Below are 19,760 nucleotides of genomic sequence, written 5' to 3' on the forward strand. Positions count from 1 at the left end.
CTATCAGATTAGAAGAGCAGTGGCCTGTACCCCAGCTGCCAGCAAATCTAATGCCTGTCGCAATGTGTTGTCGTTGATGTCCAGCATCTGATCGCCGACATACCATTCAAACATGCAACAACCTGGCAGTGCGGTAGGTATTGCATTATTGAATAACCAGATACCGTGTTCGGCAGCGACGCGGTTGCGCAACTGTATGGCGGACTCTTTGTCAGTCGGCAAATGCAGATGCAGCATATTGCATTGTGGTGTTGCAGGATTCGTTATGAATGCCGGATAGTCTTTTAATACTTCATAGATTTCTCTGGTGCGCTGAAAATACGCCGGCATCGCCGCAAGACGCTGATCAAATTGCATCGCGGCGGCAACGACATATGGTGTGCGCCGGAACACATTGCCACCTTGCCTGTGCATCCATACTCTGGCCTTCGCGATGAAATCGGTACGTCCGGCAAGCATGGCGCCGGCAAATCCGCCTATGCCTTTGTAGAAAGAAACGTAAACACTATCAAAGCCTGCGGCGATGTCATTCAAGGGTTTATTGAACCCGCAGGCAGCTTCCCATAACCTTGCGCCATCCATGTGCAGATGAATGTCTTGCTGACGGCAATAGGTTTTTATCGCATTCAGTTCGTCCCAGCCCGGTAATTGCCCGCCTATTTCACGCATAGGTAATTCGTACTGCGCAGCGGCGATGTGCTCGGGCTGGGTTTGCAGGTCTTGCAATGTCCATGGACGGTGTTGGTTACCGATGTTCAATGCGGTGAAATAATTTAGAGCCTGAAAGTTACTCCGTTCATGCAGCAGCAGGTGTGAGGTCGGATGCTGCGCCACCAGTGAACTGCCACGCTCTTCGCAGGCTAGTTTTAATGCAATCACCTGCGCCATGGTGCCGCTGATGCAAAATACCGCAGATTCCATCCCCAGCAGATCTGCAATTTTTTTCTCAAATGACTGCAGAAAGTCGCCCTCACCATACACATCATGTTCAATGTTATTCGCCTCGCACCAGCTCGCCATCTGCGAAAAACTTTGTGCCGGGGTGAGTGCTTTATGACCGGGCAGGATGGTATGACAGGTGTTTTTCAGGGCGAGAGTATCGGTGTTATTCACATTTTTCTCCGGTCGGTTTTCTGCTTAGTTTTTTGCTGAGGTATCGTTCAGTACGTCGCTGACGAGACGAAGTATGCCGCGGGTTTTTGTAAAACTGAATGTAAGCTAAAATCGTTGCCTCACTCAACTTTGCAGAAGCCCTGAACATGAGCACGACGCCTACGCTTGCACCGCAGTTCTTAACTCCCTATGAAACCGGTAATCAGAATCAGACAGCCAATTGGGATGAGTGCATACAATTCTATCAGCGACTTGCTGTTGAATTTCCCCGTACCTTACAGTTTTTTGAGATAGGCAGATCCGATGCAGGAAGACCTATTCATGCGGGTATTGTCACTGCAGATGGTGTGTTTGATCGTAAACAATTACAAAGTGAAGGCCGCCCCGTCTTTTTTAATAACAATGGTATTCATCCCGGAGAGCCGGAAGGAATTGACGGTTGTATGGCGCTGGTGCGTGACTTTTGTCTGCAGCCAGAGCGCCTGGCGGCATTAGGCCGAACGGTGTTTTTGTTTATCCCGGTATATAACGTTGATGGCTGCGTCAATCGTCAGAACACCTCGCGGGTGAATCAGGATGGTCCGGAAATGTTCGGCTTTCGTGGTAACAGCCTGCATCTCGATCTGAACCGTGATTTCATTAAATGCGATAGTCTGAATGCGCAGGCCTTTAACCGTTTCTTCAGTGCCTGGAGCCCGGATGTGATGGTCGATACGCATACGTCGAACGGCGCAGATTACCAGTACACCATGACGCTGATACAGACCCAGGCAGATAAGCTGGGCAAGGGGCTTGGCGACTATCTGCGCGATACGATGTTACCTGCAATTTATACGCAGATGAATGAACGTGGCTGGCCGACTTGCCCGTATGTGAATCCTGTGAAAGATATTCCGGATCACGGGATTGAAGATTTTCTGGAAACACCGCGTTTTTCCACAGGCTACGCCGCGTTGCATCACACGATAGGTTTTATGCCTGAAACGCACATGCTCAAGCCATTTGCTGACCGCTACGCATCTATGCGGACACTGGTCGAAACTGTGCTGGACTTCACCATTGCGAATGCGGCACAGATACAAACGCTGAGGGCGCAGGCAAGACAGGCTGCCGCAACCAGTACGCACGCCGTCGTCAGCTGGAAAGTCGATCAAAGCCGTCCATCCAGCTTCCTGTTCAAAGGATACCAGGCAGTGTATCGCCCCAGCGTGATCGGTCATTACACTCGCTTAGCCTATGACTGTAGTCAGCCCTGGGAAAAACCGATTCCTTACTTCAATCACTTTGTCAGCGATGTGACTGTTACGCAGCCCAAAGCCTACCTGATTCCGCAAGCCTGGCGCGCCGTGATCGAGCGCCTGCAATGGAATGGTGTGCAGATGCAGCGGCTCACAGAAGCACAGGTGATGAATGTGCAGACTTATCGTATTCAGTCTGTGCAATCACGTGAGCACGCATACGAAGGGCATCTGTTCCATGATCAGCTTGTGCTCGACACCCAGAATGAAGCGAGACGCGCAGAGGCAGGAGACTACCTGATTACCTTGGATCAAAAACAAGCGCGTTATGTGCTGGAAACGCTGGAGCCACAGGCGCATGACAGCTTCTTCCGCTGGGGATTTTTCAACAGTGTACTGGAGAAAAAAGAAGCCTATTCCGATTATGTCTTCGAGGATACCGCAGCAGAAATCCTGCGCGATGAACCGGCTACTCTGGCTTTGTTTGATGCCTGGAAGCAGAGCCATCCCGAGTTGCTGAATAATCAGGAAGCGGTACTCGATTTTATTTTTACGCATTGCGAGCGCTACAGAGAACCAGAATGGCGTTGTTATCCGGTGTTGCGCTTAATCTAATGTCGGTAACTTTTGCTTACATTTAAGATGAAACCGAATAGAATGTTTTCTTGGAAGTAATGTCATCAACTTTTACCTGAGAAACACTATGTCAAAACTGTTGGACTATCTGAATTATCTGGATCAAAACGCTGACGCACGTGAAGCGTTTGCAGCCAACCCTGTCGCTGCAATGGATAGTTTTGGTCTGAGTGAGGAAGAAAAAAATGCGCTGATTTCAGGCGATAAATCGAAGGTGGCCAATTTAATTGGGATTGACGAGGCGGACTTGCCGAAGCTTCAGTCTCTTGAGACCACTCACTGATTTGTTAAGAGCGTGCGCTTAATGACGATAAAGAATCCATGAGGCTTTTATTGTTATGCGCGTTGCTGCTCATCGTTATTCTGCCTCGGGAGGTGGATGCTGCAACAGATGCGAAAAATGATGTACTTTTTCAAAAAGTACGCCAGACTTTAAGCACTTCTCCCGATGCATCACTCAAAATACTAGACGAACTGGCGTCGCAGCAGACTACGTTTTCTACTGAACAAAAAAATAAATTTCTGCTTTTGCGTGCATCGGCGCTCGGTTTTCTTGGAAAACACCGCGAGCGTGTGCAATTTGTTCGGTCTGTTATCCAAGATATTTCTGATATCGACTATCGAGCCCGATTTTTATATCAACTATCGGATGGCTACATCAATTTGGGCGAATATGAAAATGCACTGAGTTATATGAATCAGAGCATAGTATTGCTCCCCAGTCTGAAAAACAAAAATGCCAAGATTGATGTTTTGCAATCAGCAATTGCTATTCTGAATTCATTGCGGGCGTATGACGAATCGATGATGTATGCGTTACGCTTGTCAGAACTGGATCGCGAAGAAAGTCCAGGTTTGGCGACCTGTCTAGGAATCGGTGATCAGATTGAAATCAGTTTTTTAAAGGGCAATCGTCAAAAAGCTAATGAACTGTTGAATAGTGCTATCAAGTCTTGTGATGAACAACAGTTTTTTATTATGTCTCTTTTGATTAAAACCATTGCCAATATTGATGTGATTGAATCCGGTAATTATGCTCTGGGTATCAAAGCCGGAATACCTTTGCTTGAAGAGTTAAAAAAAAATAGTCAGAGTTCTGATTACTTGATACAGCTGGAAACGGCACTTGCCAAAGCTTATCTAAAAACGGGAAACACACAGCAGGCTGAGTTATACGGTTTACACGCATATGCCCGGGCAAAAAAAGAAAATGTTGTTTTGTTGTTGGAAAAAGCCAGTGAAATCATGGTGGATATTAAGCGATCACAGGGGCAGTATTTCTCAGCGCTGGAGTATGCAGATACGGCGTTTGCTTTAAAAAATAAGCTGCTTGATCAACAGTTGCAGAAAAACCTGGCCTACCAGCGTGTTAAGTTCGAGATTCAGGATAAAGCCAATCAAATGGTTTTACTCGAACAAAAGAACAAAATTCTCGATGTTGAAAAAAAATTAGAGAAGAAGAGCAATCAGAATTTATTGCTGATCATCGCCTTGGTGCTGTGTTTTATTTGTGTGCTGGGCGTCTGGTTGTGGAAAGTTATCAGGCAGAAAAATATTTTCCAACGCCATGCAGAACTGGATGGGCTGACGCAGATCAGCAATCGTTCACACTTCATGAGTTCAGCAGAAGTCGGGGTTAAGCATCGTACTGCAGCGGTCAGCCTGATCCTGTTCGATATGGATTTTTTCAAAAATGTGAATGACAGTTTTGGCCACCCAACTGGTGACTGGGTATTGAAAAATGTGAGTCAGGCTGTTGCCGGTGTATTGCGTAAAGGTGATGTTTTTGGGCGTATTGGCGGCGAGGAGTTTGCTATTTTTTTGCCAGCGGCGGAACAGGAAATCGGTTTGCAACTTGCAGAACGTTGTCGGCATGCCATTACTATGATTGATGCCGAATCCCGTGGTATCCGTTGCCCTTTAAGTGCAAGCTTTGGCCTCGCGACAATGACGATGAACACTAGCGGCATTACTAATTTTCAGGAACTGATGCAAGCGGCTGATAAAGCGCTGTATCAATCCAAAGCAGATGGACGTAATCGCGTTTCCGTATTTTCATAGAATTCAATGTCAAATAAAAAAGCAGGAAAATTAGTTTGTGTCGGCACTGGTATGCGTATGGCGGGACAATTGACGCCGTTGGCAAAAAGCTATATCGAGTCATTTGACGTGGTGATCGCTGCCGTTCCTAACATGTTCACCCGCAAATGGTTGCAAGGTGTGGCGAAAGAGTATGTCTGTTTATTAGATCACTACGACGATACGAAAGTCGATGGCAAGACCCGGCGGGATACGTATCGTCGCATGGCTGACACGATCCTGCATGAAGTCAGGCAGGGTAAAAGAGTATGCGCGGCATTTTATGGGCATCCCGGTATTTTCGCCTGCATCTCACACATGGCAATTGCTGATGCGCGACAGGATGGCTTTGAAGCGCATATGGAGCCGGGAATTTCCGCGCTGGATTGTCTGGTCGCCGATCTGGGAATCGACCCCGGTACTTTCGGTATGCAGTCGATGGAAGCCACCCAATTCATGATTTATCAGCGCCAGATCGATCCGACCGCTTTGCTGGTTTTGTGGCAGATCGGTATTGCAGGTGATCTGACACTCAAACGTTTTGAGACAGAGCCAGCGCATTTGCAGATCATTGTGAATAAGCTCATGAAAACATATTCACCTGATCATGAGGTAATTTTGTATGAGGCTGTTACCCACCCGCTTGAGCAGACACGGGCGGATAAAATTCGTCTCTGTGAACTGCCGCAAGCGGCGCTGAAGCAGATCACCACACTGGTGATTCCCGCCGCAGACAAGATGCAAATTGATCAGGATGTCGTCGATCAGTTGCGAGCCTTGTCAGACACCATACTTGCCTGAGCTTTACCTGTATAGGTATTTATTGAATTAAAAAAAGCAGCACAAAGAAATTGCGCTGCTTTTTTGTTCTCCAGTTTTCAGTTTGTCTGCGCAGGCTGGCATGATATGAGTGGAACGGCGTTGACGAATATTGCGGCAACGTGAGCTGATCTGTCCTGAGTTGTTTATTTTGTCGACTGCCGTAAAGGATTCAGCAGTTCCCGCAGATTATTATGGTCAATCTCATACATCAGCTCCAATAATCGGCCTATCTCTCCTTTGGGAAAACCTTCACGCGCAAACCAGCCCAGATAATGCCCCGGCAAATCGGCGATGTATCTGCCTTCATATTTGCCGTAAGGCATTTTTAGTGTCAGCAATCGCTGCAAATCATCTGCTTGCATGGGTTTTTCAAATGGAAGCTTAGTTATCGGCATTCGACTTACTTATTTCTTTACCCGCCTGATCCGGCGCGGCTGATTGTTCAGCCGGCGGTGCCTTTACAGAAGCACTTTCTTTTTTTTCTGCATCGGGATCATTCGGCATTTGTACACTATCGAGATAGCGTTCAACCAGATCAAAAAACTGGTTGTAAAACTGCCCGGTTGGTATCGTTTCGCTGGCGACTTTAACGAGCGCATCATCCGTTGTGCCAAATGGTAAAGAGACGGAGCCGATAGCACTGACGCCGATACTGGCAGAGGTGTTGCTCTTTTTCAGTGAGTAACGATCGCGTACCGCATTCGCGAATATGGTGGTGCTGTTGCTGCCCAGACTGTTGGCGACACAGACGACATTAAACTCGATTTCCGCATGGACTTCGGCATCGTGCTGATATTTGCGGCGACCTTTCAGGATGGAAGGTTTCCAGTCGCTGATAACATATCCCTGGCTCAGCAATGCGCGTCGCGCTGCTTCGCAGGCGGATTGCTCCGTACCGGGAAAACTGCGCGTAAATACACCGCTGGCACCAAATTCCTCATGTTGTTGGGAGGGCGATTTGGTAGTGGAACAGGCACTGACCAGACTCAAAGAAAGTGCGACTGACAAGTACAAAAATAAACGGCGCATTTTTAATCTAAACTTCATGTGAGCAGAGGCTGGTTTTACTATGATCTATCCTCAAGCGAGCGCCTCTTTTGCTGCTTCTTCCGGACTTAAACCATCAAAAAATAAATCGGTGAACCACTCGATTTGTTCTTCTATATGATCCTGTGCCTGCGCGATGGTCGCCCCGCCGGCAACTAAAAAACCTTCAACTTCTGTGCACCATGCGATCAGCGCTTCGGTTTCCGGATCAAGCTCATTCTTTTTTGCCATGGTAATTTCCTTAATTCAGACTGCATTTTAACTGCTTGGCAGAATGAACGTTGTTACAAGACTGTTACCAAATCATGTCGTAACGTATCAGTCCGGTTGTTGCAACGTGTCAGAGCGGTTTTTCGATGACGTGCTCAGTTATTTTGTCATTAGAAACTGCCAGCAAACTGGTAGCGTTTCCCCGGGTGCCACATAGTCACAACGGTTGCGATTTTTCCCTTTGAGCGGGTCTTTCTGTGCAATACCAGACAAGTATCCTTAACGGCAATCTGCAGCATCGCGGCGATCTGTTTTGGCGGCATCATCGCTTCTATCCGGTAATCAACGCCTTGCAGCGGTGCTACTGCGACCAGATACTCATTCGGTGTCATGCTGCTGAAATCCTGTTGCAGATAGTCGGGTGTGACACTGGAATTGACCCAGCGGTCTTCTACCTGAATCGCGACATTATCTTCAAAGTGAACGATGACTGAGTGAAACAGACGATGCCCCGGTTTGACCATAAATTCTTGCGAAAGTTGCTCACTTGCAGGATGCTCCGCCAGCAGATGTAATTCACTTCTATGCACGTGCCCACGCGAACGGATTTCTTCGGCAATGCTTTTGATTTCCACCAGCGTTGCCTGGTATTTTTGTTGTGCAACGTAGGTGCCTGAACCTTGAATCCTGTGCAGAATCTGTTCGCTGGTCAGCTCGCGCACTGCGCGGTTGACCGTCATGCGCGAGACGTTGAATTGTTCTGCCAGCATCGCTTCAGATGGGATTGCATCGCCTTCTTTCCAGGTACCGGACTGAATCTCTTTCAGTAAATAATTTTTGATCGTCTGGAAAACGGGGGCATTAACTTGTACTTTTGGCACGGGATTCCTGCTGAAATAGTTGCGCTATTGTCTCACTAAAAATCCGCTTGCAAAAGTTGTATATACAACTTAAACTCAAAAAAAGCTGCTCTGAAGGGAACGTCAATATTCAGCGCTACCGGCCATCAAAATGCCCGGCTACATTTTCCCCGTAACACCTGAGATCAGGAGACACCGTATGTCCGATATTCTTCAAAACGATCCACGCTGGGATGCTAGCCGTGTTATTCACGCACCGCATGGTGCCGAGAAGGTTTGTAAAACCTGGGTGGCCGAGGCGGCCTATCGCATGATACAAAATAATCTGGATCCGGCCGTTGCTGAAAATCCTAAGCATCTGGTGGTGTATGGCGGTATAGGCCGCGCGGCGCGTAACTGGGAGTGCTATGACCAGATTCTGGCTTCGCTCAAGGCGCTCGAAGCCAATGAAACCCTGTTGATACAGTCAGGCAAACCGGTAGGTGTATTCCAGACGCATGAAGATGCGCCACGCGTACTGATCGCGAATTCCAATCTGGTGCCGAAATGGGCCAACTGGGAACACTTTAATGAACTCGACCGCAAAGGCTTGTTCATGTATGGTCAGATGACCGCAGGCAGCTGGATTTACATCGGCACTCAGGGCATCGTGCAGGGGACTTATGAAACCTTCGCCGAAGCCGGACGCCAGCATTACAACGGCGACTGGGGTGGACGCTGGATACTGACTGCCGGCCTCGGTGGCATGGGCGGTGCGCAGCCATTGGCGGCCAGCTTTGCCGGTGCGGTGTCGCTGAATATCGAATGCCAGCAAAGCAGTATCGACTTCCGTCTGCGTACCCGTTATGTCGATAAACAAGCGAAAGACCTGGACGATGCGCTGGCACTGATACAGCAGCATTGCGAACGTAAAGAAGCGGTTTCTATCGCCTTGCTCGGCAATGCCGCTGAAATCCTGCCTGAGCTGGTCAAGCGCGCCAAAGCGGGCGGCATGAAACCCGATCTGGTGACCGATCAGACCTCGGCACATGATCTGATCAATGGCTATCTGCCTGTAGGCTGGAGCGTGCAGCAGTGGAAGGCTGCCCAGCACGATTCGACACAACATGCAAAGCTGACTGCGGATGCGGCTCAGGCGTGTGCGGTGCATGTACAGGCGATGCTGGACTTCCATGCGATGGGCATTCCTACTGTTGACTATGGCAATAATATCCGTCAGGTTGCATTCGATACCGGCGTAAAAAATGCCTTCGATTTCCCCGGTTTCGTACCGGCCTATATCCGTCCGCTGTTCTGCGACGGCAAAGGTCCATTCCGCTGGGTGGCTTTGTCGGGTGATCCGGAAGATATCCGGAAAACCGATGCCAAAATCAAGGAATTATTCCCACACAACAAAGGCGTGCATAAATGGCTGGACATGGCGGGTGAACGTATCGCGTTTCAGGGCTTACCTGCACGTATTTGCTGGCTGGGTCTGGGCGAGCGTCATATCGCCGGGCTGGCCTTTAATGACATGGTCAAAAACGGCGAACTCAAAGCACCGGTCGTGATCGGTCGCGATCATCTCGATACCGGTTCGGTCGCCAGCCCGAATCGCGAAACAGAAGGCATGCGGGATGGTACCGATGCCGTCTCTGACTGGCCTTTGTTGAATGCCTTGCTGAATACCGCCGGTGGCGCCAGCTGGGTTTCTTTGCATCATGGCGGCGGCGTTGGTATGGGTTATTCCCAGCATTCCGGTATGGTGATTGTGGCCGATGGGACAGATGCCGCCGCTAAGCGTCTGGCGCGCGTACTGGTCAACGATTGCGGTTCAGGTGTGATGCGTCATGCCGATGCGGGCTACGAACAAGCCGTCGCCTGCGCCAAGCGCGAAGGCTTGAACTTGCCGATGATTAAATAAGCAGATCGTCTGAATTGACAAGAAAATGCCCGCGTATTACGGGCTTCCTGGCGCAAAAGTGCCTGAAGAGGCGCGCAGGCATTGAGACACCTTATTAGAAAGCAAAAAAATGAGTAAGCATCTTGAGATACATCCTGGCGAATTCACGCTGTCAGATTTGCGCCGCATCTGGATCAGTCCGGCACCATTAAAACTGGTCGCGTCTGCTTACCCGGCGATACACGCATCGTCAGAAATGATACAAAAGATCGTTGCCAAAGGCGATGCGGCTTACGGTATCAATACCGGCTTCGGCAAGCTGGCGAAAACCCGCATTCCGGATGATCAGCTTGAGCTCTTGCAACGCAATCTGATTTTGTCGCACTCCGTGGGCTCAGGCGAATTCATTGCCGATGAGGTCGTGCGACTGATTCTGGCGATGAAAATCGCCAGCCTGGCTCGTGGGGTATCCGGTATCCGAGCAGTGGTGATCGATACCATGATCGCGATGCTCAACGCTGGCATTATGCCAACCATCCCAGTCAAAGGCTCGGTCGGTGCCTCCGGCGATCTGGCGCCGTTATCGCACATGACACTGGCGCTGCTGGGCGAAGGTGATGTGCGCGTCAACGGTACACTGATACCGGCAAAACAGGCGCTGGCGAATGCTGGCATCACGCCTGTCGTCCTCGCCGCGAAAGAAGGCCTGGCATTGATCAATGGTACGCAGGTATCAACGGCGCTCGCTTTGCATGGCTTATTCATGGCGGAGCGTTTGTTGGAAGCGGCCACGATTACCGGCGCTTTATCGGTCGATGCCGCCAAAGGCAGTGACGCACCGTTTGATCCTCGCATACACAGCAGTCGTGGTCAGCCGGGGCAGATGGCAACGGCAGAAATTTATCGTAAGCTTCTGGTCGGTAGCGAAATCCGTCAATCCCATCTGGTCAACGATGAGCGCGTACAAGACCCATATTGCCTGCGCTGCCAGCCTCAGGTTATGGGTGCCTGCCTCGATATCATCAATAACGCAGCGCGCACTTTGCTGATCGAAGCGAATGCCGTCACCGATAATCCGCTGGTGTTTGTCGACACCGGCGAAGTCATTTCCGGGGGGAATTTTCACGCTGAGCCAGTCGCTTTTGCGGCGGATACGCTGGCACTCGCAATTGCCGAGATCGGTGCGATTTCCGAGCGCCGCATCGCCTTGCTGATTGATGCTTCGTTATCTGGTTTGCCGCCATTTCTGGTGCCATCGTCGGGCCTGAATTCCGGCTTCATGATCGCGCATGTGACAGCGGCAGCACTCGCTTCCGAAAACAAATCGCACGCGCATCCGTCCAGTGTGGATTCGATTCCGACCTCGGCCAATCAGGAAGATCATGTCAGTATGGCGACCTATGGCGCCCGTCGCCTGCATGAAATGGCACAAAATACAGCGACCATCGTCGGGATTGAATTGCTGGCGGCGGCGCAGGGCGTGGATTTCCATGCGCCACTGATGACCTCGCCTATGCTGGCGCAGGTGCATCAGACTTTGCGGAATAAGGTTGAGTTCTATGATAAAGACCGTTTCTTCGCACCCGATATCGAGGCCGCAAAAGAGTTGGTGGTCTCCGGCCGCATCAGTGCGGAATGCCAGCATCTGTATCAGCATTTATATCTGGCTTGACGGTGTATGTTGATGCGGCGTTGGTCGGTGAACGAATATCAGACGATGCCCTGGAAAAATGGCGGCGGCAGCACGACTGAGCTGGCGATTTTTCCGGCTGGCGCCAGTCTGGATAATTTCATCTGGCGCCTGAGTACGGCGCAGGTAGCGGTTGATGGACCGTTTTCCAGTTTCCCCGGCATAGACAGAACGCTTGCCGTGTTGCCTGGCGCAGGTTTGATTTTGCATACGAAGGCAGAGCAGGGAACTACACCATCGGGTGCGGTGCATCTGACGCAAGACAGTGCGCCGTATTGCTTTGCAGGTGAGCTTGCGGTAACGGCTGAATTATCAGCGGGCAGCGTGTCGGATCTGAACATGATGACGCGCCGCGATATCTGCACCCATACCATGCAAAAGCTATTGGCCGGACAACATCGCATCCATGCGCAAGACGCCCGGCAGATGCTGTTGTACTGCGTTGCCGGTGGCGCTCGTCTGACAACACCAGAAACAGCGGAGGAAGTATTTTGCAGCGGCGATCTTATGCTGTTGAATGAAGCCCATCCTGCATCAGGCATAGCACTGGAACTGACTGCCGATGAGGGCACAATCTTATATCTGATCACGCTGAGATTCTTTGATAAAGGACCGGACTGATGTTGCACTGGGATAGTTTGTGGACCAACATCCACCTCGCGACCATGACAGATGGTTATGGCGAGATTAATGATGCCGCGCTTGCTGTCCGTGACGGTAAGATCGTCTGGCTGGGTGAGCTCAATGGCTTACCCCCGAATTATTCGGTCACAACACAGCACGATGGCGCTGGCTGCTGGGTGACACCGGGGCTGACCGATTGTCATACGCATCTGGTGTATGCCGGTAACCGCAGCAATGAATTTGAAGCGCGTCTGAATGGCGTCAGTTATGAAACGATTGCCCGCCAAGGCGGCGGTATCCTTTCCACCGTCACGGCGACCAGAGCTGCGACGGAAGATGAGCTATTGCAAGCGACTCTGCCACGTCTGCGCGCGTTGCTTAGTGAAGGTCTGACGATGCTGGAAATCAAGTCAGGCTATGGTCTCGATTTGCCCAGCGAAGCGCGGCTGCTGCGTGTTGCGCGGCGCATAGGACGTGAGTTTCCGGTGCGCGTCAAGACAACTTTTCTGGGAGCGCACGCTTTGCCACCGGAATATGCCGGTCGGCCAGATGATTACATCACGCTGGTGTGCGAGCACATGCTGCCAGCACTGGTGGCGGAAGAATTAGTCGATGCGGTCGATGTCTTTTGCGAAAAAATCGGTTTTACGCCGGCACAGACTGAGCGCGTATTTATGGCCGCGCAAGCACTTGGTTTGCCGGTGAAGCTGCATGCAGAGCAATTATCAGATCAGGGTGGGGCGGCGTTAACTGCCCGTTATCGCGGCTTATCGGCGGATCATCTGGAATATCTGTCGGACACAGGGATCGCCGCGATGGCTGCCAGCGGCACGGTGGCCGTGTTATTACCCGGTGCTTTTTATTTTTTACGTGAAATGCAAATGCCACCGGTGCAGGCCTTACGTGCTGCCGGTGTGAAGATCGCATTGGCGACCGATTGCAATCCCGGCACATCGCCACTGACCTCACTGTTACTGACAATGAACATGGGTTGCACCCTGTTTCGTTTGACGCCGCTGGAAGCCCTGCAGGGCGTGACTTGCCATGCCGCACAGGCATTAGGGATGAGCAGCATCAGCGGAACATTAGAAGTCGGCAAGATGGCCGATTTTATTTTGTGGAAGATACAGCGACCGGCAGATCTGGCTTATCACATTGGCGCGAATCTGCTCTGGAGCAGGGTTTTCGGCGGGCGACCAGAAGACCGGCGCGGTTTTTTCCCATGAAGCGTATGAGCCGGAAACAAAGGCTTGCCGCTGTTGCACCTGACTGACACTTGTCAACATTAAGCCCTGCGCGGGTCGGCGCTTGTTCACGGTTTGTTTAATCTGTACGCGCATTCCGTTCGAATGCGTATCGATAGCATTTGAACGAACTCTGGTAATCTTTTGACACATTATTTAACCCGCGCAGCCCGGGTTTTCCCCGCTTTGACGTTTAGCGAGACGTATAATGCTGGAAAAATAATATTCAATTGAAAAATGAGGCGTTTCAGCGATTTTTGCTTCATTTTTATCTACACGCAGAGGCTCACAGTGGCATTACCGGTTACTTCTTTTTCGACCCGTTTTCAACGTTGGAGAACGGGGCGCTGGCTTGCCGGGGGACTGGTGCTAGCCGTGCTGCTGATGTTGCTCAGCTATTTATTTCTGCCGGTGTTTGTAAAACGCATGGCGATAGAGCAGGTGCAACAACAAACTGGCCGCAAACTGGACATCGGCGAGGTCAGCTTTTCTCCATTTTCACTTGCCCTGACGGCGACGAATGTGCGTCTCTATGAAGCCGATCAGAATACGTCGGCTTTAGCGGTGCAAGAGCTGAGAGTCAATCTGTCAATGACATCCTTGTTTCATCGCGCACTGGTACTCGATGAGTTTTATCTGACTGCGCCGGATGTACATCTGGTACGTTACAGTGCGGCTCAGCATAGTCGCTATAACGTCAGCGACGTGCTGGATAAAATTGCAGCAGCTCCCAAAAGTGACGCGCCGCTGCGTTTTTCTGTTGCCAACATACAGATCAGCAAAGGTACTATCGTCTTTGATGACCAGGTCTTCGGTAAGCAATTTAAACTGACAGACTTGCAGGTAGGCTTACCTTTCATTTCCAATTTCCCGAAACAGATAGACAGCTTTGTCGAGCCCCGATTATCTGCCCACATCAACGGTGCGGATTTTTCTTTGCAGGCGCGCGCCAAGCCATTTTCTGAAACTCGTGAAAGCACGCTGGCGATCGATTTCGACCAATTAGATCTGGCGCAACTGATTCCTTATGTACCAGTCGCCTTGCCGGTGCAGGTAAGCAGCGCCAGACTGAGCAGCAAGCTCAATCTGACTTTCAGCCAGAAAAAGCAGATGGAAGTTTTTCTGTCCGGTGATGTGCATTTGCATGATGTTTTCCTGAAAGATAAACAAAGTCAGCCTTTGCTGAAGCTGGAAGGTTTGCAGGCGCAGATTCGTCAGATGAATCTGATGACAGCGGCGACAGAGTTGCAACAATTGAACCTGAGCGCACCACAGGTATGGCTGGATTTTGATGCGCAGCATGGCCTGAACTGGGCGAATCTGCAAGCTGCACCCGTTGGTAAATCAGGGACGGCAACGACTGCAGCAGCCGGAAAAACATCCGCAGTCACACCAGTAGCGACGGCGGCAACAGCGACAGCGACCCCGGCACCTTTGCCACTCGTGCAGGTACACGATCTGCTGGTCGCGAATGGACAGATACACTTTTCTGATGCCGTGCATGCCAGACCAGAACAAAAACTGGAATTGCAAAACATCAGCCTGCGTGCGCAGCAGTTATCGACCGCGAAAGACGTCAAGCCAGCGCAACTGAAACTGAGTCTGGAAACAAAAGCCGATGAAAAAATCGGGTTTGACGGGCAATTGCAGATTTTTTCCTCTACGCTGAATGGCAAGCTTGCCATCAGCGATGTGGCGCTCGCTAATTATCAGGCTTTTCTGAATCCGTTTTTGAAGGCGAATCTGAGTGGAAAATTGGATGCGGAATCCGGCGTCAGTCTGAAGGCTGGCGAATTTCAGCTTAGTGATTTATCGCTCAGACTGCGTGATCTGCTGCTGAAAGGGAATGCCAGTGACGGTAGTATTGCGCTCAAATCTTTTTCGCTGAACAAAACATTACTAGACTCCGCGAACCGCGCGATACAGATGGGAACCGCTGAATTTGATGGTTTGCGGGCCGATATCCGGCGCGATAAATCGGCGGCGATGCTGATGCAGAGCTGGTTGCCCGAGTCAGTTTCCTCTGCGACCAAAGGCAACGTCGTCAGAACTGCCAACGCTGAACTGCCACCTGCCAAGAGCACAGCAGTTGCGCCGTGGAAAATCAGCCTGAATCAATTTGGTCTGAAAAATAGTGAAATCGATTTTCTCGATCAGTCGGTCACACCGGAAGTGAAATTAAACCTGAACAGCATCAGCCTGAATCTGGGGCAACTCAGTAGCGATTTCTCTAAAGACGTCAGCTTCCGTCTGCAATCGAAACTGAACCGGCGTTCTAAGCTGAATCTGGATGGCAGTAGTTCCGCCGGTATGAAAAAAGTAAACGTGAATGTGGATACAGAAAGTTTGCCGATTGCGCGACTATCTTCGTATTTTTCACAATTTCTGAATGTGCAGATTGTTAAAGGTGGCGGCACTGCCAAGGGCAAGCTGGTACTGACAAATATTCTGGAAGCCGACCGTCAGTTTGATTACGACGGCATGCTGAGCCTGAATAATTTTCAGATATTTGAAAATGGCACAGAGGAGGATTTTCTGGACTGGAAAGCGATTTCAGCGGAAGGCATTCACGCGAACGTAGGAAAAACCAAACAACTGATTGATGTTAAAAAACTGAGCCTGAATGATTTTTTTGCGCGTCTGGTGTTGTCTGACAAGGCGCGCTTGAATTTACAGAATATCCTGGTGAGCCAAACCGCGAAGGATGTACCTGCGAACGCAGTGCCGACGTCGAAAGAGATGACGCCGAAAACCACTGCAGGCCTTGCTGGTAGCACCACCGTAACGCAGAAAGTGCCGGTCACCGGTACGCCATCCTCCGTCGTTATGCGCATAGGGCAAACCGTCATCACCGGTGGCAACGTAAACTTTACGGACAATTTCATACAGCCGAATTACCATGCAAACCTGACTGGCATCAGCGGTAGCATAGGCACGATTTCATCCGACAACCCACAAGTGGCGACGGTGGAACTGAATGGTAAAGTGGATGATGACGCACCGCTGCTGATTTCAGGCAGCATGAATCCATTATCAACGCCGGTATTTCTGGATATTAAAGGCAGTGCGAACGGGATCGAGCTGACCAAGCTGACGCCGTATGCGGCTAAATATGCGGGTTACGTGATTGAAAAAGGTAAATTGTCGGCTCAGGCAAGTTACAAAATAGAGAACCAGCAATTGACGGCGGAGAACGAGGTCAGGCTGGATCAACTGACGTTTGGTGAGCGGGTGGACAGCCCGAGTGCGACCAAATTACCAGTGATGCTGGCAGTGGCGCTGTTGCGTGACAATCAAGGCCGGATAACGATTAATTTACCGATCTCTGGCTCATTAGCCGACCCGCAGTTTTCTGTCAGCAGCATTATTTTTAAAGTGTTTGTGAACATCATTACCAAGGCGGTGACGTCACCGTTTGCCTTACTGGGATCGATGTTTGGTGGTGGTGAAGAGCTGGCTTATCTTGAATTCAATCCCGGCAGTGCAGTTCTGACGCCGGCGGCAACTGAAAAACTCGACAACCTGGCAAAAGCATTGAAAGAACGCACCAGTCTGCATCTGGATATTACAGGCCGTGTGGACGTCAAAAGCGATACTGAGGGCGTACGTCATGAAATGCTGGAAAATCGTTTGCGTGAAGCTAAATGGCGTGAACTTGGACGGAAAAATCGCGGTATCAAAGCGGAGTCGCTGACATTGACGGCAGACGAACGACATAAATTTCTGCAATCCTTATACGATGCTGCAAAATTCAATAAGCCACGGAATGTGCTGGGGTTGGCTAAAACACTGCCAGACGCAGAGGCGGAACAATTGTTATTGCAAAGTCTGACGGTGGATACCGATGATTTACGGGACTTGGCACAAAGACGCGCAGATACTGTGCGCGATTATCTCGAAGATGTGGCGCTGGTGAGTCGCGAACGTATGTTCCTGATCGCCCCCAAACTGAATGCGGACGGCATCAAAGATAAGGGCGCTCCTAACCGTGTCGATTTTTCATTGAAGTAATCTGATATCTGATTTCAGGCACAGATTTTTATAACAACGATGATGCTGCCATTAAAGTCCTGCAGAACCGGATATTGTTCTTTGCTGACGGATTGTTTTGAGCATCATCTTGATTTATGCTGATCCGACGGGCGTAACAATTTTGTTTAAGGAGTGAGAATGACATCTGCAAACCTGGTCAACATTTTGTATGTTGAGGACGACTCCGATATACAGACGGTGGCGCAGATTGCCCTTGAAGTTGTTGGCGGCTTTGTTCTGAAGACCTGCAGCTCAGGCAGTCAGGCACTGTCAGAGGTAAAAGCGGGTTTTGTACCGGATTTGCTGTTGCTCGATGTCATGATGCCCAATATGGATGGACCAACGACATTGGCAGAATTACGTCAATTACCTGTGACGGCGACGACGCCGGTGGTTTTTATGACGGCGAAAGTGCAGACATCAGAATTGGAACTGTATTATTCCTTAGGTGCCATCGGCGTGATCGCTAAACCTTTTGATCCTATGGAATTGTCCGCACAGGTCGCTAAACTCTGGCAGGAAAGAAAATAGATGTCAGAAAAAATGGATAACCTGCAAGAAAAACTGCGTAAGTTGGAAGCGCTTTTTTTGCAGAAATTACCCTCCCGGTTTGACGAGATCACTGGTGCATTAGGGCAGTATTTGCACAACCCGCAGGACAAAGAGTCACTAACGGCTTTGCATCGTCATCTGCATACGATGGCCGGTTCCGCAGGCACTTTCGGCTTTGAAGAGTTGGGTGTGCAGGCGCGGGTGTTTGAGTCGCGTCTGAAGCCATTATTAAGCGGCACAGAGTGGAGTCAGACTGAGCTGGACGATTACGCCCGTGATATTCGCGATTACTTTGCTGCCGCACTCAATAATCTCAACAAGGAACATGCGCCGGGTGATATCGCATCTGCAGACGCGAGCGAAACGGCTTCGTCCGATAATCAGTCGCGGCTGATTTATCTGGTCAATCAGGATTGTCGGCAAAATCAGGAAATTACGACCCAACTTGAGCATTTTGGTTACGAGACCGTCAGCGTGGAACAGTCGAAAAATCTGGCTCTGGCGGTGGCGCGACGACGCCCGGATGTGATTGTGATCGATATGGGGTCTGCCGAAGATGGCACTGGCGGGGTCGAAGAAATAAAAAAAGTAGAACAACTGCAACGCTTGCGTATTCCAACGATTTTTATTTCGAAGTCGAGTAGTTTTGATTCTCGCCTGATGGCGGTGCACGCCAAGGGCGATGGCTACTTTACTAAGCCAGTCGATGTCGTCGAACTGACTGAAAGAATCGATACCATCTTGCAGCGTGATGAGACGAAAGGTTACCGGATACTGATTGTCGATGATGATGTGGTGACGGCGAATTATTACGGTGCGATTTTGCGCAATGCCGGCATGATCGTGCAATTGCTGAATGAGCCAACCCGGATATTGTCTGTCATGACAGATTTCCGCCCTGAGCTGTTGCTGCTCGATGTCTACATGCCATTGTGTAGCGGCATTGAATTGTCGCATCTGATTCGTCAGGACAATTCGTACGTGGACGTGCCCATCGTATTTTTATCCAGCGAGGCTGACCCACAGAAACAGCTGGAAGCCGTGCGTGCTGGTGCGGATGATTTCATTACCAAACCGGTGACACCGGATTATCTGATCTCATCTCTGGCAACGCGTGCCGAGCGCTATCGTTCTTTGCGTGCGCTGATTATGCGCGATGGTCTGACTGGCTTGTATAACCATACTGCGATCAAAGAACATCTTGCCGCCGAGATTTTGCAGGCGCATCGCAATGCGACGCCGCTGGCATTGGCGATGATTGATCTCGATTATTTCAAGCAGGTGAACGACCAGCATGGGCACGCTGCCGGCGACCATGTATTACGTATGTTGGCGCGTTTGTTGCGCCAGCGTCTGCGCCGTACCGATATCGTCGGGCGTTATGGTGGTGAAGAGTTTGCTGTTATTTTTCCACATACCGATGCGAGTACCGCACGCCGGGTGCTGGATCAGGTCCGCATCGCGTTTGCGAAAATTCTTCAGCATTCAGAAAACAGGGAGTTTTCTTCAACGTTTTCTGCCGGGATTGCCGATCTGGAGTTATCTGGCGATGTCGATACCTTGTTTGATGCGGCCGATGCGGCGATGTATGTTTCCAAACAAAGCGGACGCAATTGCATTACGATCGCCTGAGGTCTGAGGTTTGTTCTATAGCTGCCAGTCTTGCTAAGGAAAACGACTTCTTAAAATAAAAAAGCCTGAACATCGTTAAGGCTTTTTTTATCGGTATCA

The 19,760-nt window shown here is 50.2% G+C and carries 16 protein-coding genes; 11 read left to right on the forward strand and 5 right to left on the reverse strand.

Translation table 11 applies throughout. The annotated features are described in order from the left end of the window. Window positions 1–3: 3 nt before the first annotated feature. Complete coding sequence (locus H8K38_RS02730; protein ID WP_370587043.1) at window positions 4–1,113, reverse strand: low specificity L-threonine aldolase; 1,110 nt, start codon at window positions 1,111–1,113, stop codon at window positions 4–6. 146 nt (window positions 1,114–1,259) lie between these two features. On the opposite strand from H8K38_RS02730, the gene H8K38_RS02735 reads away from it, so the two are divergent. The 4 genes from H8K38_RS02735 (at window position 1,260) to H8K38_RS02750 (ending at window position 5,867) form a co-directional block, all read left to right on the forward strand. Next, entirely contained in the window at window positions 1,260–2,966 is a 1,707-nt protein-coding gene (locus H8K38_RS02735) for a M14 family zinc carboxypeptidase (RefSeq protein ID WP_186883228.1), read from the forward strand. An 88-nt stretch (window positions 2,967–3,054) separates the two neighbouring features. After that, window positions 3,055–3,270, forward strand: a complete 216-nt coding sequence (locus H8K38_RS02740) for a hypothetical protein (protein ID WP_186883229.1) — start codon at window positions 3,055–3,057, stop codon at window positions 3,268–3,270. A 410-nt stretch (window positions 3,271–3,680) separates the two neighbouring features. Next, entirely contained in the window at window positions 3,681–5,048 is a 1,368-nt protein-coding gene (locus H8K38_RS02745) for a GGDEF domain-containing protein (RefSeq protein WP_186883230.1), read from the forward strand. Window positions 5,049–5,054: 6 nt separating this feature from the next. Continuing rightward, window positions 5,055–5,867 carry an SAM-dependent methyltransferase gene (locus tag H8K38_RS02750; RefSeq protein WP_186883231.1) on the forward strand — a complete coding sequence of 271 codons (813 nt, stop codon included), beginning with the start codon at window positions 5,055–5,057 and terminating at the stop codon, window positions 5,865–5,867. Window positions 5,868–6,031: 164 nt separating this feature from the next. On the opposite strand, the gene H8K38_RS02755 is transcribed toward H8K38_RS02750, so the two are convergent. From H8K38_RS02755 to hutC, 4 genes are all read right to left on the reverse strand, one after another. Beyond that, window positions 6,032–6,250 carry a DUF3820 family protein gene (locus H8K38_RS02755; RefSeq protein WP_186883232.1) on the reverse strand — a complete coding sequence of 73 codons (219 nt, stop codon included), beginning with the start codon at window positions 6,248–6,250 and terminating at the stop codon, window positions 6,032–6,034. A gap of 19 nt (window positions 6,251–6,269) precedes the next feature. Then, a complete protein-coding gene (locus H8K38_RS02760) occupies window positions 6,270–6,917 on the reverse strand; it encodes a DUF2242 domain-containing protein (protein WP_186883233.1) in 648 nt (215 codons plus the stop codon). 51 nt (window positions 6,918–6,968) lie between these two features. Then, entirely contained in the window at window positions 6,969–7,166 is a 198-nt protein-coding gene (locus tag H8K38_RS02765) for a hypothetical protein (protein ID WP_186883234.1), read from the reverse strand. A 149-nt stretch (window positions 7,167–7,315) separates the two neighbouring features. After that, window positions 7,316–8,026, reverse strand: a complete 711-nt coding sequence (hutC, locus tag H8K38_RS02770; protein ID WP_186883235.1) for a histidine utilization repressor — start codon at window positions 8,024–8,026, stop codon at window positions 7,316–7,318. Between the two features lie 178 nt (window positions 8,027–8,204). Between hutC and hutU the strand changes: the two genes are divergently transcribed. The 7 genes from hutU to H8K38_RS02805 all read left to right on the forward strand — a co-directional run bounded on the left by hutU (window position 8,205) and on the right by H8K38_RS02805 (window position 19,661). Next, window positions 8,205–9,908 (forward strand): urocanate hydratase, encoded by a 1,704-nt coding sequence (gene hutU, locus H8K38_RS02775; protein WP_186883236.1) that lies wholly within the window; start codon window positions 8,205–8,207, stop codon window positions 9,906–9,908. Window positions 9,909–10,017: 109 nt separating this feature from the next. Further along, entirely contained in the window at window positions 10,018–11,559 is a 1,542-nt protein-coding gene (gene hutH, locus H8K38_RS02780; RefSeq protein WP_186883237.1) for a histidine ammonia-lyase, read from the forward strand. Between the two features lie 12 nt (window positions 11,560–11,571). After that, on the forward strand, window positions 11,572–12,198 hold the full coding sequence (locus H8K38_RS02785; RefSeq protein ID WP_186883238.1) for a HutD family protein: 627 nt from the start codon (window positions 11,572–11,574) through the stop codon (window positions 12,196–12,198). After that, on the forward strand, window positions 12,198–13,427 hold the full coding sequence (gene hutI / locus H8K38_RS02790) for an imidazolonepropionase (RefSeq protein WP_186883239.1): 1,230 nt from the start codon (window positions 12,198–12,200) through the stop codon (window positions 13,425–13,427). The genes H8K38_RS02785 and hutI overlap by 1 nt, the downstream gene beginning before the upstream one ends. A 309-nt stretch (window positions 13,428–13,736) precedes the next feature. Further along, window positions 13,737–17,456, forward strand: coding sequence for a DUF748 domain-containing protein (locus tag H8K38_RS02795; RefSeq protein WP_186883240.1), 3,720 nt, complete (start codon window positions 13,737–13,739; stop codon window positions 17,454–17,456). Between the two features lie 159 nt (window positions 17,457–17,615). Continuing rightward, on the forward strand, window positions 17,616–18,008 hold the full coding sequence (locus tag H8K38_RS02800) for a response regulator (protein ID WP_186883241.1): 393 nt from the start codon (window positions 17,616–17,618) through the stop codon (window positions 18,006–18,008). Then, window positions 18,009–19,661 carry a diguanylate cyclase gene (locus tag H8K38_RS02805; RefSeq protein ID WP_186883242.1) on the forward strand — a complete coding sequence of 551 codons (1,653 nt, stop codon included), beginning with the start codon at window positions 18,009–18,011 and terminating at the stop codon, window positions 19,659–19,661. The last annotated feature ends 99 nt before the right edge of the window (window positions 19,662–19,760 follow it).

This window comes from Undibacterium sp. FT79W (assembly GCF_014284215.1).
Taxonomy (GTDB): domain Bacteria; phylum Pseudomonadota; class Gammaproteobacteria; order Burkholderiales; family Burkholderiaceae_D; genus Undibacterium; species Undibacterium aquatile.